Raw genomic sequence first — 13,846 nt, 5'->3', positions numbered from 1 at the left:
TGTGGTTCCTAAACTTTGCTGCGACGTTTCGGCGCCGGTTCCCGACGCCTGGCGGGGGACGAGACCGGCTGGAAACCGTCTTTGACCGCCACCCGCTCGGGTGCGCTGACTTTCGGGGCGCGGGCGCGGATGATCGTGCGTGCCGAAGTCTGGAGTTCCGGCATGGGATCGCTCTCCAGCGCCGAAAACAGCCAGTCGATGAAAACCTTGACGATCGGTGCCGCCCGCACCTCATTGCGGCAGGCAACGTAGAAGGCGTCGTTGGCGGGCACCGTGAGGTCGAAGGGAGCGATCAGCTCGCCCTTGGCGATCAGGCTTCCGGCGGTGATCGTATCGCCGAGCGCCACGCCCTGATTGTGCAGAGCCGCTTCGGTTGAAAGGCGGGCATCGCTCATGAAGTGCTGCCGGCCGCGCTGGACGTCCAGGCCATCCGCAGCGGCAAGCCATGTGTTCCATTCGCGGCCATCGTCGCCATGCAGGATGACATGATCACGCAAATCCCGCACGGAGCGCAGGGGCTGCATGTTGAGAAGCGTCGGGCTGACGACGGGAAACAGGTCGATGTGGCTCCAGAGCCGGGCCCAGCAATCCGGCCAGTTGCCGTCTCCATAGAGCAGGCAGATGTCCACGCCGCTCGAAAACAGATGCGCCGGATCGTTCGAGGCAACGAGCGTGAGCCGCACGTCTGGAAACTGTCCGGTAAACTGATGAAGGCGCGGGATCATCCAGAACGACAGGAGCGCAGGCACGCAGGTAATGTGCAATTCGCCGCTGGTGGTCGGCCGCAACATGGCAGCGGTGGCCGCCGCGATCCCTTCGAAAGCATGGGTGACCGCGGGCAAAAGCAGCGCGCCCTGCGGCGTAAGTTTCAACCTTTTGCCTCCACGCTCGAAAAGCGCGGCGTTGAAGGACAGTTCCAGCGCTCGTATCTGATGGCTGATCGCCCCATGCGTGACATTGAGTTCACGCGCCGCTGCCGAAACCGAGCCGCGTCTGGCAGTCGCCTCGAAGGCCCTTAGCGGGTTCAGGGGGGGAAGGCGGCTGATCAGGATACCTGGCTCCGGGCGTCGTATTCAATGTTAGTTTTTCTCACATCAAAAGCTATAACATTGTCAATTGATTTTCCAATCAAATTATTCCCTAATGGTGTGACAAGAGGCGCAAAAGCCTTGGGGAACATGCAGGAACGACGCGGCGCCGAACTGGCGTGGTGGCGCTATTTCGGATTGCCGCATCGGTTGCGCCGGTCTAGGACCGATCCCGCAGGTCTCCCAAGGTTCCATCGGAGGCGACGGATATGGTGTGGGACGACGGAAAGCTCAACGATCTGAAAGCGAAATACGGCAATGCCCATGGCGGCGAGCTGTTCGATCCTGCCTTCCGCAAGGTTGCGGACAAGATCTTTTCGAAAAGCGGCACGCGCCTTGCGCCCTATGCCGGGGTTCCGACATTTCTAAGTGCACCCCACATGCCTGTGGACGCGCTGGAGCCGGATTTCGGCAATCTCCAGGTCGCCATCATCGGCGTGCCGATGGATCTCGGCGTCACCAACCGCCCAGGCGCCCGCTTCGGGCCGCGAGCCTTGCGCACCATCGAGCGCATCGGTCCCTACAATCACGTTCTCGGTTGCGCCCCGGTCCATGATCTGCGCGTGGCCGATATCGGCGACGTGCCGTTCCAGAGCCGCTACCGGCTTGAACTCAACCATGACGATATCGAAAAACGCATCAACCAGATCGTTGATGCCGGCGTCGTGCCGCTTTCGGTCGGCGGCGATCATTCGATCAGCCATCCCATCCTGAAAGCCGTCGGCAAGACCCGGCCGGTCGGGATGATCCATATCGACGCCCATTGCGACACCGGCGGCGCCTTCGATCAGACGAAATTCCACCATGGCGGACCGTTCCGCAACGCGGTGCTCGACGGCGTTCTCGATCCGACGCGCACCGTGCAGATCGGCATTCGCGGCTCGGCGGAATATCTGTGGGAATTCTCCTATGAGAGCGGCATGACGGTGATCCATGCCGAGGATGTCACAGGCATGGGCATGCCGGCGATCATTGAGAAGGCGAGGGCAATCGTCGGCGACGGCCCGACCTACCTGTCCTTCGACATCGACAGTGTCGATCCGAGCTTTGCGCCCGGCACCGGAACGCCGGAGGTCGGCGGCTTGACGACCCGTGAGGTGTTGGAGTTGATCCGCGGTCTCAAGGGCATCAATCTCGTCGGCGGCGACGTCGTCGAGGTGGCGCCGCAATATGATGCGACGACGAATACGGCCCATGCCTGCGCGCAGGTGCTCTTCGAGATCCTGAGCCTGATGGTCTTCAGTCCGTTCGTGCAGGGGGAGCGGGGCTAGGATTAGGGGCGGTTGCCGCAAAAATACATTTATCGATTTCAAACAAAAACCAACAAGGGGAATAAATATGGCCAGACTCTCGACATTCAAATCGCATCTAACGGGACTTTTGATGCTTGGCGCAGCCCTCGGCTTCGCATCAGCCGCCCATGCCGATGCCATCGACGACATCACCAAGGCAGGCGTGCTCAACGTTGGCGTCTTTGCTGATTTCCCGCCCTTTTCCTCGGCTAGCGCCGATATGAGCCTGAAGGGCTATGACATCGACGTGGCGCAGTATATTGCCGACAGCCTGAAGGTGAAGCTGGTTCCGGTGCCGGTGACCGGACAGAACCGTATTCCCTACCTTACGGAAAAACGTGTCGATGTGCTTGTCAGCGTCGGCTACAGCAAGGAGCGGGCAGAGGTCATTGATTTCGCCGCCGCCTATGCGCCCTATTACATCGCCGTCATCGGCCCGGCTGCCATGGAGGTAAAGGACAAGGCGGATCTTTCCGGCAAGAGCATTGCTGTCAATCGCGGCACCCTGGAAGACACGTCGCTGACGGAAGCAGCCCCCAAGGACGCCGACATCAAGCGGTTCGACAACTATAATTCCGTCATCCAGGCCTTTATTTCCGGGCAGACGGACCTGATGGTCGTCGGCAATGATGTCGGTGCGCAGGTTCTGGCCCGGCAGGTCGATCTGAAGCCCGAGCAGAAATTTCAGCTCCTGACATCGCCATCGCATCTGGCGCTGAACAAGGGCGAGGATCGTCTCAAACAGGCGATCAATGATGCGATTGCCAAGATGCTGGCCGATGGAAAGCTGAACGAAAGTTCGCAAGCCTGGCTGAAGACGCCGCTCAATCCTGAAAATCTCAAGGATTGATCGCTTGGGCTATGCGCTTGATTTCGGTTGGCTGGACGACGCGGTCTCGCTGATCGCAAGCGGCGCAGCCATGACCCTGTTCCTGATCGCGGTGTCGGCAACGGCCGGCATCGTGCTCAGTATTCTCTGCGCGGCAGCCCGGCGCAGCCGGTATGTGATCCTGCGCCAAGCGGTTGCCGGCTATGTCGAGCTGATCCGCAACACGCCGTTTCTGGTGCAGCTGTTCTTCATCTTTTTCGGCCTGCCCAGCCTCGGCATCCGGCTCGACCCCGTCACCGCCGCCATTCTGGCGATGACCCTGAACATGACGGCCTATACAACCGAAATTGTCGGCGCAGGTCTCGATGCCGTGCCGAAAGGACAGCGGGAGGCCGCACTTGCGCTCGGGCTGCGGCCGCGCACGGTGTTCGTCAAGATCGTATTGCCGCAGGCGTTGAAGGTCATCTATCCCGCGCTGACGAGCCAGATCGTTATCATGATGCTGGAATCGTCCGTCGTCTCGCAGATCGCGGTGCGCGAACTGACCTATGAGGCGGACCTGCTGCAGGCCCGCACGTTTCGCGCCTTCGAGACCTATTTCGTCGTCACGCTGGTCTATCTCGGCATGAGCATCGGCCTGCGGCGCCTGCTCGTCGCCGGTGGCAACCGCTTTCTGGCCGGAGGCGTGTCATGATCGAGTTCACGCTCTGGGACATCGTGCGCAATCTGCTGCTCGCGGCGCGCTGGACCATTCTTCTGTCGGCCGTGGCCTTTGCCGGCGGCACGATTGTCGGCCTGCTTATCCTGTTCATGCGGATTTCCAAGCGGCGCTGGGTCAGGCGTTTCGCGGAGTATTACATCGGATTGTTTCAGGGCACGCCGCTTCTGATGCAGCTCTTCCTGCTGTTCTTCGGGCTGCCTATGCTGGGGTTTCGCATCGAGGCCTGGACGGCGGCCGTTCTGGGCCTGACGCTTTGTGCCAGTGCCTTCCTGGCGGAAATCTGGCGGGGCGGCGTGCAGGCGGTGCCAGTGGGGCAGTGGGATGCCGGAAGCAGCCTCGGTATTCACTATGTCAGGCAATTGCGGCTGATCATCCTGCCGCAGGCCTTTGCCATGACACGGGCGCCGACGGTCGGGTTTCTGGTGCAACTGATCAAGAGCACCGCCCTGACGTCGATCATCGGCTTCGAGGAACTGGTCAGAACCTCGAATGCGATCAACAATGCGACCTTCGAGCCGTTTAAAGTCTATGGTTTCGTTGCCTTGATCTATTTTGCCCTGTGTTTTCCCTTGACGCGATACGCAAAGCTGCTGGAGGCTCGCGCCTTGAAACACGGATAAATCTCGCCTGACTTGAAACCGGATCAGACATTGGGAACAGACCGGAAAGCCAAAGATGGCGCCGGGCAAAACAGGAGAACTGACATGACGGAATTTCTGAAACAGACCATCGGCCGCCGCGCCGTGCTGGGTGCCGGCCTTGCGGGCGCATCCATGCTTGCCATGCCGTCCATCCTGCGGGCGCAGGACAAGTCGCTGAAGGTCGGCGTCTATGGCGGCTATTTCAAGGATTCGTTCGACAAGAACATTTTCCCGGAATTTACCAAGGCAACGGGAATCGCCATCGAGGCGGTCGCCGAGCCGACGGGCGAAGCCTGGCTGGTGCAACTCGACCAGGCGGCCAAGGCAGGACAGGCGCCCGCTGACGTCTCGATGATGTCGCAGGTCTCGATGCTGAAGGGACAGTCGACCGAGCTCTGGGCGCCGCTCGACACCGCAAAGATCAAGAACGCGTCGAACCTGATCGATCGTTTCGTCAACAAATATCCGGATGGCCGCATCGCCGGCATCGGTGCCGTGTCCTGGTACATCACTCTGGTCACCAATACGGATGTCTTCAAGGAAGCGCCGACCTCCTGGGAAGCGCTGTGGGATCCGGCGAATGCCGACAAGCTCGGGTTGCTGGCGCTGGTTTCGAATTCCTTCCTCCTGGAAGTGACAGCAAAGACCTTCCTTGGCGGCACAAATGCGCTCGATACGGAAGAGGGCATCCAGAAGGCTTTCGACAAGCTGGCCGAGGTCAAGCCGAATGTGCGCCTGTGGTATCGTGACGAAGCACAGTTCGAGCAGGCGCTGAAATCGGGCGAGATCCCGATGGGCCAGTACTACCACGATGTCACCGGCCTAGCGGCGGCGGACGGCAATCCCGTGCGCTCGACCTTCCCGAAGGAAGGCGGCATCCAAGACTCGGGCTGCTGGGCGCTGTCGCGTGCGTCGACAAAGGTCGAGGAAGCGCATGTCTTCATCGACTATATGAGCCAGCCCTCGATCCAGGCCGTCCTGTCGCGCAAGGTCGGCACCGCGCCGACGGTCAAGCGCGAACTGACGGACCTGACGGCGGAGGAATTCGCCGCCGTGTCGTCCGACATCGATCCGATCATTCCGCGCTACGATCTCTACCAGACGAAGTCGGATTGGCTGAACCAGAAGTGGACGGAACTGATCGTCGGTTGATGTTACCTTTCACCCTTCTCCCGTTTGGGAGAAGGGTTCATGTCGCGTTAAGAGTTTTCCGCTCGGCTTGGCTCGTGTTAATGTAGCGGAAATGACGATCTGGAGATGAAACTATGTCGACAGTGAGCCTGCGCGATGTGAAAACGGATCTTTCCGAGTTGGTCGATGAGGTTGTCAACGGTTCGATCGTGACAATCACGCGTGACGGAAAACCTGTGGCGACGCTTTCTCCTATTGAAGAAAACAGAGCGGAACAACCCGGGAGAAAGTCGGAGCGTAGCTTCGTGGAGCATCTAAAAGCTTTTCCGGAACCCGGCATGGTGTTCGAGCGTAACCGGTCTCCCGGGCGAGACGTCGATCTTTGAGCGGCTATCTTGTCGATACAAATGCGATCTCCCTGTTATCCAACAACCGGGCGTCACCGGCCTTCCTGGCATGGCTGGAAGAGCAGCAGCGGAAAAACCTCCTGTTCATCTCCGCCATAACTCTTGAGGAGATCAAAAGAGGCATCACCAAATTGGAGATGGTGAAGGCGGGCAACCCTTCCAAGGCGAAACGCCTGGGGCAATGGCTAGAGACGCTCTGTGTGGATTTCCAGGATCGTATTCTGCCTGTGGACGTGCCGGTTGCACTTACAGCTGGTCGGCTTGAGGGCATGATGCAGGCGCGGGGGCATAATGGCGAACTGGCCGATATTCTGATCGCGGCAACGGCTGAGTTTTACGGTTTGTCCGTCGTTACCGCAAACATCCGTGATTTCGAAGTATTCGGCATCACCTGTCTTGCGCCGTTTTGAATGAACACAGCATCCAACCAGTGGAACAGCACTTTATGTCAGGCCTCTCTCTCCAGCATGTCACGAAGCAATTCGGCACGTTCACAGCCGTCAACTCCGTCGATCTCACAGTGCCGCACGGCACCTTCGTCTGCATGCTCGGCCCGTCCGGCTGCGGCAAGACCACGCTGCTGAGGATGATTGCCGGGCTTGATCTGCCGACCGGCGGCGCCATCAGCCTTGATGGCGAGGATATTACCCGTGTTCCGACACACAGGCGCAATCTCGGCATGGTCTTCCAGTCGCTGGCGCTGTTTCCGCATCTGACGGTCGGGGAGAACATCGCCTATCCCCTGCGCATCCGCAACGCGCCGAAGGAGGAGCAGAAGAAGCGGGTCGACGAACTCCTGTCGATGATCCATCTCACGGGTTACGCTGATCGGCCCGTCTCGAAACTGTCCGGTGGCCAGCGCCAGCGTGTGGCGATTGCCCGGGCGCTGTCGATTTCCCCAAAGCTGTTCCTGCTCGACGAACCGCTGTCGGCGCTCGATGCGAAACTGCGCGAGGCGATGCAGGTGGAGTTGCGGCAGTTGCAGCAGAAACTCGGCATTACCACCATCGTCGTCACCCATGACCAGCGGGAGGCGATGACCATGGCCGATACGGTCGTCGTGATGCAGGGCGGCGAGATCCGCCAGGCGGCGTCGCCGATCGAAATTTACCGCCGGCCGGCCGATACGTTCGTTGCCGATTTCATCGGCTCGACCAATCTGCTCGAAGCCCAATCCGACAGCGCCGGGCGCGTCAGCGTGCTCGGCCAACCGGTGCCGGGTATCGGGCTGGGCGGCGCGGGGATGAAGGCGACCTTGTCGGTTCGCCCGGAGGACGTGCATCTGACAGCACCGGATGAGGGTGCTCTTGCGGGCATTGTCACCTTCGTGCGCGATCTCGGCGGCACGATCGAAACCTTCGTCGAGGTCGCTGGCCGCCAGATCGTTGCGGTTTCGACGCCGAGGGCGAGGCCGGATGTGACCGTGGGGCAATCGGTCGGCGTCGTTCTGATGCCTGACCTTTGCGTGGTGCTTTCGAAATGAGGCGCGAAGCTCCCCAGCGTCTGGCCGATTACGGGCCGCTGTTCTTTCCGGCGGCCATGCTGATCGTCTTCTTCGTCGTGCCCTTCGCGACGATGATCGCCGTCTCGTTCTTCCAGCGCCAGCAGGGCGGCTTCTATCTGCCGGCCTTCGAACTTGCCAACTACCAGCGGTTCCTCAGCCTGTTCTTCGCCAATGTGCTCGGCTTTTCGCTGATGCTGGCGGTGGCCGTCGCCATCTGCTGCATTCTGCTTGCCGTGCCCTTCACCTATCTCCTGACCCGCATGGCGCGAAACGTGCAGATCGTCTGGCTCGTTGCGCTGCTGTCGGTCCTGTCGTTGTCGGAGGTGATCATCGGCTTTGCCTGGTCGACGCTGTTTTCGCGCACGGCGGGGATCACCAATCTGCTTGTCATGGCGGGAATCATGAGTGAGCCGAGGGCGCTTTTGCCGAGCTTCGGTGCCGTGCTGACAGGAATGGTCTACCAGGCGTTTCCCTACACGGTTCTCGTGCTCTATCCGGCCCTTGTCCGGCTCGATCCGACGCTCACGGAAGCGGCCCGCACTTTGGGCGCATCGCCGATCAAGGCCTTCTTCACGGTCGTTGTCCCCGCCCTGCGCAACACGCTTGTTGCGACGCTGATCATGGTATTCATCTTCGCGCTCGGTTCATACCTCCTGCCGCAGCTTCTCGGGCGTCCCCAGCACTGGACGCTGTCGGTGCTGATTACAGATCAGGCGATCTACCAGTCCAACATGCCCTTTGCTGCAGCCATGGCAGTGTTCCTCGTGCTGGTCACGCTCGGCCTTGTGGCGCTGACGGTGATCGCCGGACGGAAAGGAGAAGCGGCATGACGGGCGCGCTGAGAAAAACCTATTTCTTCCTGATCGGACTGTTTCTGGCGCTGCCGATCATCGTCGTCGCCGGGGTTTCAGTAAATGCCAAGCAGACGCTCGCCTTTCCGCCAAAGGGGTTTTCCCTGTCCTGGTATGGCGAAATCTTTCTCAATCCGGAGTGGCGCAATGCGCTGCTTGCCTCGCTGACGCTGGCGATCCTCTCCGCCGCCCTTGCGGTGGCAATCGCCCTGCCGCTTGCCTGGTTCCTGTGGCGGCGGATCGCGCCCTGGGCAAATATCTTCCAGCTTCTCGGCATCGCGCCGTTCACGCTGCCGCCTGTCATCACGGCGCTCGGGCTGCTCACCTTCTGGGCCACCACCGGCTTCTACGGCCAGCCATGGACCGCCGTCGTCAGCCACGCGATCTTCTTCGTGACATTGCCGCTCGTCACCCTGTCGCTCGGGTTTACGGCGATCGACCGTTCGCTTGTGGAAGCCGCGGCCACGATGGGCGCAGACGACCGGACGATCTTCCGCACCGTCGTCCTGCCGCTGATCCTGCCCTATATGGTCTCCGGCTATGCCTTCGCCTTCGTGCTGTCGCTCAACGAGTATATCGTCGCCTACATGACGGTCGGCTTTACCATGGAGACCTTGCCGATCAAGATCTTCAACGCGTTGCGCTACGGCTATACGCCGACCATGGCGTCTGTCACCGTTCTTTTCGTCGTCACCGCTGCGGTGATCTTTTCCCTCGTCGCCCGCTTTGGCGATCTGCCGAAACTGCTCGGCGCCATGTCATCGGACGACACATGATCACGCTTGCCGCCTTGCAGATGAAGTCAAAGAGCGGCGATGTCGCTGCCAATCTCTCACGGATCGAGGAGGCGGTGGAACAGGCGGCTGCAAAGGGCGCCAGCCTTCTGGTTACGCCGGAACTGGGGCTGACGGGCTATGGCGCGGGAAATGCCATCCGCGATATGGCCGAGCCTTCCGATGGACCCCTGATCCGTCGGTTGCAGGCGGTGTCACGGGAAGCGGGCGTGGCCATCATCGCGGGTTTCGCCGAAAAGGCGGCCGACGGCATCTTCAACAGCGCCGTCTATGTTGATGGGGATGCCGCGCCGGTGGTCTACCGGAAATCCAATCTCTACGGCGATTACGAGCGCAGGCTCTTTGCCCCGTCTTCCCCGCAAACCGTGCTGTTTGCGCACCGCGGCGTCACCTGCGGCATGCTGATCTGCTACGATGTCGAGTTTCCGGAAAATGTCCGGCGGCTGGCTCTGGCGGGAGCGGATGTCGTTCTTGTGCCGACGGCGCTTCCAGCAGGCTATTCCGGGACTTTCATTGCGGATCACATGATCCAGACCCGCGCCTTCGAGAACCAGGTTTTTGTCGCTTACATCAACCACTGCGGCGCCGATGAGCGGTTCACCTTCGCCGGCGCGTCCCGGATCGCCGCGCCGGACGGCAGTCTTTTGGCCGGCGCTGCGTCCCATGGTGAAGCGCTGATGATCGTCGCGATCAATCCTCGCGATTTCGACGTATCGAAGAGCGAAAACACCTATTTGGCCGATCTGAAGCAAATCCCGTGATCGTGAGCACCGCTCGTTTTCGATTAGGGAAACCAAAGCGGCTTGATGCTCGTATGTCTCCTGGCAAACAAAGGAGAAAGCCATGAAGACGATAGTTGCTGCACTATGCCTTGCGTCCAGCCTTTTCGGCGCATGGCCAGCGTCGGCCGCAGATACGATGATGGAGCGGTTTTTCCGCGGAAGAACAACGGCGACAGGGTCGTTTTCGGCAATCAACGGCGTCCAGCGTGACTTCAAGGTCGTTCTTACCGGCAAGGTGCGCGGCGACAGATTAACGGTGCGGGAGGATTTCGTCTTTTCCGACGGTGAGAAGGACCGCAAGACCTGGACGTTCATTCGCACAGGCCCGGCCACCTACACCGGGACACGGGAAGACGTGATCGGATCGACGACTGTGCGCGTCGATGGCCGCACCGCGCGCTTCACCTATCTGGTCGATCTCGACCCGGGTCCGAAAAAGAACATCGTGCGTTTCCATGACAAGATGGTTCTTGCGCAGGATGGGCTTTCCCTTTCCAATACGGCCACGGTCTGGAAATACATCTTGCCCGTTGCGCGGGTGCGGGTTGATTTCAAGCGGTAGAACGACAATTCTTCGCCATGGTCTGCGCAGGTTGAGGATTGTTCATGACGACACTGATCGGTATTTCCGGAAGCCTGAGAAAGGCATCCTTCAACACGGCGTTGCTGCAGGCTGCAATCCCGCTTGCGCCGGTCAATGTGACTTTCGTCGCCGGAACCATCGAAGGCATTCCGCTCTACAATGCCGATATCGAACGGGAGGGCGTGCCGGAGCCGGTGCAGCGTCTGAAGGATCAGATCGCTTCGGCTGATGGCGTCCTCTTGTTCACGCCGGAATACAACAATTCCTTGCCCGGCGTGTTCAAGAATGCCATCGACTGGGTAAGCTCCTCCATGACCGGGGCGCCGAACGTGTTTGCCGGCCGCGCCTTCGCCATTGCCGGCACGTCGCCGGGTCCGTTCGGCACGCTGCTCGGCCAGAACGCCTGGTTGCCCGTGTTGCGCACGCTCGGTGCAGATCTCTGGTCCGGAAAGCGGCTCATGTTGCCGAAAGCGGGCTCGCTGTTCGACGGGGACGGCAAGCTCACGGACGAAGATGCCAGGGCACGATTGAAAACCTTTGTCGAAGCCTTTGCTGCGTATGTGAAAAGGAAAACTGCGGCCTGACTCTCCAGCGGCGTCAGGTGCCGGCCGCTTGGAGCCAGTGCCGCACCACCTGGGTATCCCCGTCGCCGATGTCGTGACCGCTGTTCACGGTCACGCTTTCCACAGAAGCTCCCGACTGCCGAAAGATCTCATCGACCGCAGGCGCGTAGCTGGCATAGGGGTCCGTGGCGCCGGCAACGGTCAGAATGCTGGTGCCGGAGAGATCGGCGTCCGGCACCGGATCGAGCGGGTTCATCATCCGCAGCAGCACGGATTTCCGGATCAGGCCGGGGTGGAGAAGCATGGTGGCGATCAGCATGTTCGCGCCATTCGAATAACCGATGAACACGGTCTTATCGAGATCGATGCCATAGGCCGGAATGGTCGCCTCGATGGTCGCGGCCAAGGCCTCGGCTTCGGATGCCATGTCCTTCTGATCGAAGGACATGGCAGCGAGCCGGCGAAAGAACCGCGGGGCTCCTTCTTCGGTGCTACGGCCTCTCAAGGCGATCAGAAGAGCGTTTGGCATCATCTGCCGGCCCAGGGACAAGAGACTGGTTTCGTTGCCGCCGCTGCCGTGCAGCAGGAAGGTCGTGCTGCCGTCCGGTCGTTCCGGTTGATGAAGCCGGTGGATGAAGGGCAGTTCGCGTTGGGTCAGGCGCTCTTGCCCGGGCATGGAAAATTGCGGCAGCACGACAAGGCGCGCACCATGGTCACCCGTAAAATGCTCCGGAACGAAAAGCCGGGACCCGAGTGTTTCAAAATCCTCGTCCACCGTCATTCCCGGCGCATCGGTGGCGTATTCGAACAGCGTGCCGCCGGGTTCGCGGACATAGAGGGAGTAAAAATACTTGCGGTCGTGAACGGCGATCGTACCGGCGTCCTCGGCTGCGAGCCGTGCCTGCAGGTCGTTGACGGCGGTTTCGTCGATGGCCCGGAAGGCGATGTGGTCGATGGTTCCCGTGCCCGGCGCGGCGGTCCAGAACCCGCCGGCGTCGCGAACGTCGATGATATCGCCCGATTGCGAGACCAGCCGCTGGATCGTGTCGGTGCGTTCCGCATGCGCATAGCCGAAATGCCGCACGACGAAGGCGGCGGTGCCGTCCGGATTTTCCGTCAGGATCGTTGCGCCGCGCAGCCGCCGGATAGCGTCCCCTGCCGGAATATCCGGTGTCGCATAGGGCGCTGGCGTTGTGACGGTGCTGTTGCCCACGAGCTTGACGATGACGCCGTCCGGGTCTTTCAGGCGGATGACCGGTTCGCCGAATTCGGCCGCCGGGCCCGTCGTCGCCACGCCGTAACGCAGCGCCCGGGTCAGCCAGAAGCCGATGCTGTCGGCGGCGATGGCAAAGCCGATCTCGCTCGGCTGGCCGTGGCCGACGCGGCCGGGCGCGCCATCTTCCCAGACGAGGAAGGTAACGAGCGAGCCGGGCGAGCCCGTCGCGTCGCCATAGATCAGGTGCAACTGATCGGCATCCTCAAATCCGGCTGTCCGCTTGACGAGGCGCAGGCCGAGAAAGCCGGCATAGAAATCGACATTGGCCTGTACCTTGCGGGTTATCAGCGTGATATGGTGGATGCCGCTCGTCATGACTCTCTAACCTCTTGATGAAGCCGCATAAAGCCAGCAAAATGCGGCCAACGCCAGTGGCCGGCGATGAACACACCGTCGCGCTTTGCAATCACGCTCCGTTGTTTTCAGTGGATTTTGGGGCGGTCTCGGGCCAAAAATCGCTTGAAGGCTTCGGCATATTGGGAATGCCAGCGCGACAGGGGCGGGCGATTCTCAGCAATGTCGCCTGCCGCCCAGAGGATTCGCTTCTCGTCCGTGGCGCGATCGACCTCATTGTCGGGGCAGAGAATGTAGAAATCGTCCTCTTCGAGCCTCTGCATCATGAAATCGATGGTTTCCTGGGGTGTCCAGGCGCCGGCCGGCCTTTCGGTGCGTCCGTTCGACGTCAACCCGGTGAAGACAAAACCGGGGATGAGCAGATGGGCGGATATCTTGCAATCCGGCCGGTTGCGCAGGTCATGCTGCAGGGATTCGGTGAAGGTTTTGACGCCAGCCTTGGCGACGTTGTAGGCGGGGTCTCCGGGTGGCGTGGTGATGCCCTGTTTAGAGCCGGTATTGATGATCAAACCGGTATCTCCGTGAGCAATCATTCCGGGCGCGAAGATGCGTGAGCCGTTGACGACGCCCCACAAATTAACTCCGAGCACACTTTCCCAAGCGTCCTGTGCTCCGAAAATCGCGCTTCCCGGCTGAATTCCGGCATTGTTCATCAAAACATGGATGCGCCCGAAGCGGGAGACTGTTTCCCGCTCCAGCGCCCGCAAGGAATCGATAGAGGCCACATCGGCGGCAATGCCGGCCACGCGTTCACCACCATGCGGAGATAATGCCGCTGTCTCGCGGGTTGCCCGATCGAGCTTTTCTCCGCCAAGGTCGGCGAGAATGACGGACATGCCGAGCCCGGCGAAACGTTTGGCAGCAGCAAGCCCGATCCCGGAGGCTGCGCCCGTGATGACCGCGACATGATTGTTGGCGAAAGCCGGATGATTCATGATTGTTCCGTCTCGTTGCGAAGTGTAAGGGGAAACTAGCGCCGGGCGTTATCCTGTCCAGCCTCGTCCTTGCCGTTCCGCATGCAGGTCTTGCC

General features: G+C 60.7%; 16 protein-coding genes. 13 read left to right on the top strand and 3 right to left on the bottom strand.

Annotation, left to right across the window (positions count from 1 at the left end):
• Window positions 1–8: 8 nt before the first annotated feature.
• The gene (locus tag PY308_RS16015; RefSeq protein ID WP_275791165.1) at window positions 9–1,049 is read right to left on the bottom strand and encodes a LysR substrate-binding domain-containing protein; all 1,041 of its coding nucleotides are present in this window, start codon (window positions 1,047–1,049) and stop codon (window positions 9–11) included.
• 248 nt (window positions 1,050–1,297) lie between these two features.
• Between PY308_RS16015 and speB the strand changes: the two genes are divergently transcribed.
• From speB to PY308_RS15950, 13 genes are all read left to right on the top strand, one after another.
• Window positions 1,298–2,359, top strand: a complete 1,062-nt coding sequence (gene speB, locus PY308_RS16010; RefSeq protein ID WP_275784435.1) for an agmatinase — start codon at window positions 1,298–1,300, stop codon at window positions 2,357–2,359.
• Window positions 2,360–2,426: 67 nt separating this feature from the next.
• Complete coding sequence (locus PY308_RS16005; protein WP_275784433.1) at window positions 2,427–3,230, top strand: transporter substrate-binding domain-containing protein; 804 nt, start codon at window positions 2,427–2,429, stop codon at window positions 3,228–3,230.
• Between the two features lie 4 nt (window positions 3,231–3,234).
• Window positions 3,235–3,903: an amino acid ABC transporter permease gene (locus tag PY308_RS16000; protein WP_275784430.1), complete on the top strand. Its 669-nt coding sequence runs from the start codon at window positions 3,235–3,237 to the stop codon at window positions 3,901–3,903.
• Window positions 3,900–4,550: an amino acid ABC transporter permease gene (locus PY308_RS15995; RefSeq protein WP_275784427.1), complete on the top strand. Its 651-nt coding sequence runs from the start codon at window positions 3,900–3,902 to the stop codon at window positions 4,548–4,550. The genes PY308_RS16000 and PY308_RS15995 overlap by 4 nt, the downstream gene beginning before the upstream one ends.
• Before the next feature lie 84 nt (window positions 4,551–4,634).
• Window positions 4,635–5,723 (top strand): ABC transporter substrate-binding protein, encoded by a 1,089-nt coding sequence (locus PY308_RS15990; protein WP_275784425.1) that lies wholly within the window; start codon window positions 4,635–4,637, stop codon window positions 5,721–5,723.
• A 113-nt stretch (window positions 5,724–5,836) separates the two neighbouring features.
• Window positions 5,837–6,088 (top strand): type II toxin-antitoxin system Phd/YefM family antitoxin, encoded by a 252-nt coding sequence (locus tag PY308_RS15985; protein ID WP_275784422.1) that lies wholly within the window; start codon window positions 5,837–5,839, stop codon window positions 6,086–6,088.
• Window positions 6,085–6,519 carry a type II toxin-antitoxin system VapC family toxin gene (locus PY308_RS15980; protein ID WP_275784419.1) on the top strand — a complete coding sequence of 145 codons (435 nt, stop codon included), beginning with the start codon at window positions 6,085–6,087 and terminating at the stop codon, window positions 6,517–6,519. The genes PY308_RS15985 and PY308_RS15980 overlap by 4 nt, the downstream gene beginning before the upstream one ends.
• A gap of 35 nt (window positions 6,520–6,554) precedes the next feature.
• Window positions 6,555–7,592 (top strand): ABC transporter ATP-binding protein, encoded by a 1,038-nt coding sequence (locus PY308_RS15975; protein WP_275784417.1) that lies wholly within the window; start codon window positions 6,555–6,557, stop codon window positions 7,590–7,592.
• Window positions 7,589–8,443, top strand: a complete 855-nt coding sequence (locus tag PY308_RS15970; protein ID WP_275784414.1) for an ABC transporter permease — start codon at window positions 7,589–7,591, stop codon at window positions 8,441–8,443. The genes PY308_RS15975 and PY308_RS15970 overlap by 4 nt, the downstream gene beginning before the upstream one ends.
• Complete coding sequence (locus PY308_RS15965) at window positions 8,440–9,240, top strand: ABC transporter permease (RefSeq protein WP_275784412.1); 801 nt, start codon at window positions 8,440–8,442, stop codon at window positions 9,238–9,240. The genes PY308_RS15970 and PY308_RS15965 overlap by 4 nt, the downstream gene beginning before the upstream one ends.
• Complete coding sequence (locus tag PY308_RS15960) at window positions 9,237–10,019, top strand: carbon-nitrogen hydrolase family protein (RefSeq protein ID WP_275784409.1); 783 nt, start codon at window positions 9,237–9,239, stop codon at window positions 10,017–10,019. Before PY308_RS15965 ends, PY308_RS15960 begins: the two co-directional genes overlap by 4 nt.
• Before the next feature lie 82 nt (window positions 10,020–10,101).
• The gene (locus PY308_RS15955; RefSeq protein WP_275784406.1) at window positions 10,102–10,602 is read left to right on the top strand and encodes a DUF3833 family protein; all 501 of its coding nucleotides are present in this window, start codon (window positions 10,102–10,104) and stop codon (window positions 10,600–10,602) included.
• Between the two features lie 44 nt (window positions 10,603–10,646).
• The gene (locus tag PY308_RS15950) at window positions 10,647–11,207 is read left to right on the top strand and encodes an NADPH-dependent FMN reductase (RefSeq protein ID WP_275784404.1); all 561 of its coding nucleotides are present in this window, start codon (window positions 10,647–10,649) and stop codon (window positions 11,205–11,207) included.
• 13 nt (window positions 11,208–11,220) lie between these two features.
• Here the strand turns inward: PY308_RS15950 and PY308_RS15945 are convergent, their stop codons facing one another.
• Together PY308_RS15945 and PY308_RS15940 are read right to left on the bottom strand one after the other, a co-directional pair.
• On the bottom strand, window positions 11,221–12,777 hold the full coding sequence (locus PY308_RS15945; protein ID WP_275784402.1) for a VOC family protein: 1,557 nt from the start codon (window positions 12,775–12,777) through the stop codon (window positions 11,221–11,223).
• Window positions 12,778–12,884: 107 nt separating this feature from the next.
• Window positions 12,885–13,754 (bottom strand): SDR family NAD(P)-dependent oxidoreductase, encoded by an 870-nt coding sequence (locus tag PY308_RS15940; RefSeq protein ID WP_275791164.1) that lies wholly within the window; start codon window positions 13,752–13,754, stop codon window positions 12,885–12,887.
• Window positions 13,755–13,846 lie beyond the last annotated feature (92 nt).

The organism is Pararhizobium gei, from assembly GCF_029223885.1.
GTDB classification, from domain to species: domain Bacteria; phylum Pseudomonadota; class Alphaproteobacteria; order Rhizobiales; family Rhizobiaceae; genus Pararhizobium; species Pararhizobium gei.
The sequence above is the reverse complement of the archived record's forward strand: the minus strand, read 5'-3'. Positions and strand labels throughout refer to the sequence as shown.

Excerpts from the sequence above, each read along its gene's own strand:
- PY308_RS15955 (WP_275784406.1), top strand. The coding sequence starts at position 10,102 with ATGAAGACGATAGTTGCTGCACTATGCCTTGCGTCCAGCCTTTTCGGC.
- PY308_RS15960 (WP_275784409.1), top strand. The coding sequence starts at position 9,237 with ATGATCACGCTTGCCGCCTTGCAGATGAAGTCAAAGAGCGGCGATGTC.
- PY308_RS15950 (WP_275784404.1), top strand. The coding sequence starts at position 10,647 with ATGACGACACTGATCGGTATTTCCGGAAGCCTGAGAAAGGCATCCTTC.
- PY308_RS15945 (WP_275784402.1), bottom strand. The coding sequence starts at position 12,777 with ATGACGAGCGGCATCCACCATATCACGCTGATAACCCGCAAGGTACAG.
- speB (WP_275784435.1), top strand. The coding sequence starts at position 1,298 with ATGGTGTGGGACGACGGAAAGCTCAACGATCTGAAAGCGAAATACGGC.
- PY308_RS15985 (WP_275784422.1), top strand. The coding sequence starts at position 5,837 with ATGTCGACAGTGAGCCTGCGCGATGTGAAAACGGATCTTTCCGAGTTG.
- PY308_RS15990 (WP_275784425.1), top strand. The coding sequence starts at position 4,635 with ATGACGGAATTTCTGAAACAGACCATCGGCCGCCGCGCCGTGCTGGGT.
- PY308_RS15995 (WP_275784427.1), top strand. The coding sequence starts at position 3,900 with ATGATCGAGTTCACGCTCTGGGACATCGTGCGCAATCTGCTGCTCGCG.
- PY308_RS15970 (WP_275784414.1), top strand. The coding sequence starts at position 7,589 with ATGAGGCGCGAAGCTCCCCAGCGTCTGGCCGATTACGGGCCGCTGTTC.
- PY308_RS15965 (WP_275784412.1), top strand. The coding sequence starts at position 8,440 with ATGACGGGCGCGCTGAGAAAAACCTATTTCTTCCTGATCGGACTGTTT.
- PY308_RS16005 (WP_275784433.1), top strand. The coding sequence starts at position 2,427 with ATGGCCAGACTCTCGACATTCAAATCGCATCTAACGGGACTTTTGATG.
- PY308_RS15975 (WP_275784417.1), top strand. The coding sequence starts at position 6,555 with ATGTCAGGCCTCTCTCTCCAGCATGTCACGAAGCAATTCGGCACGTTC.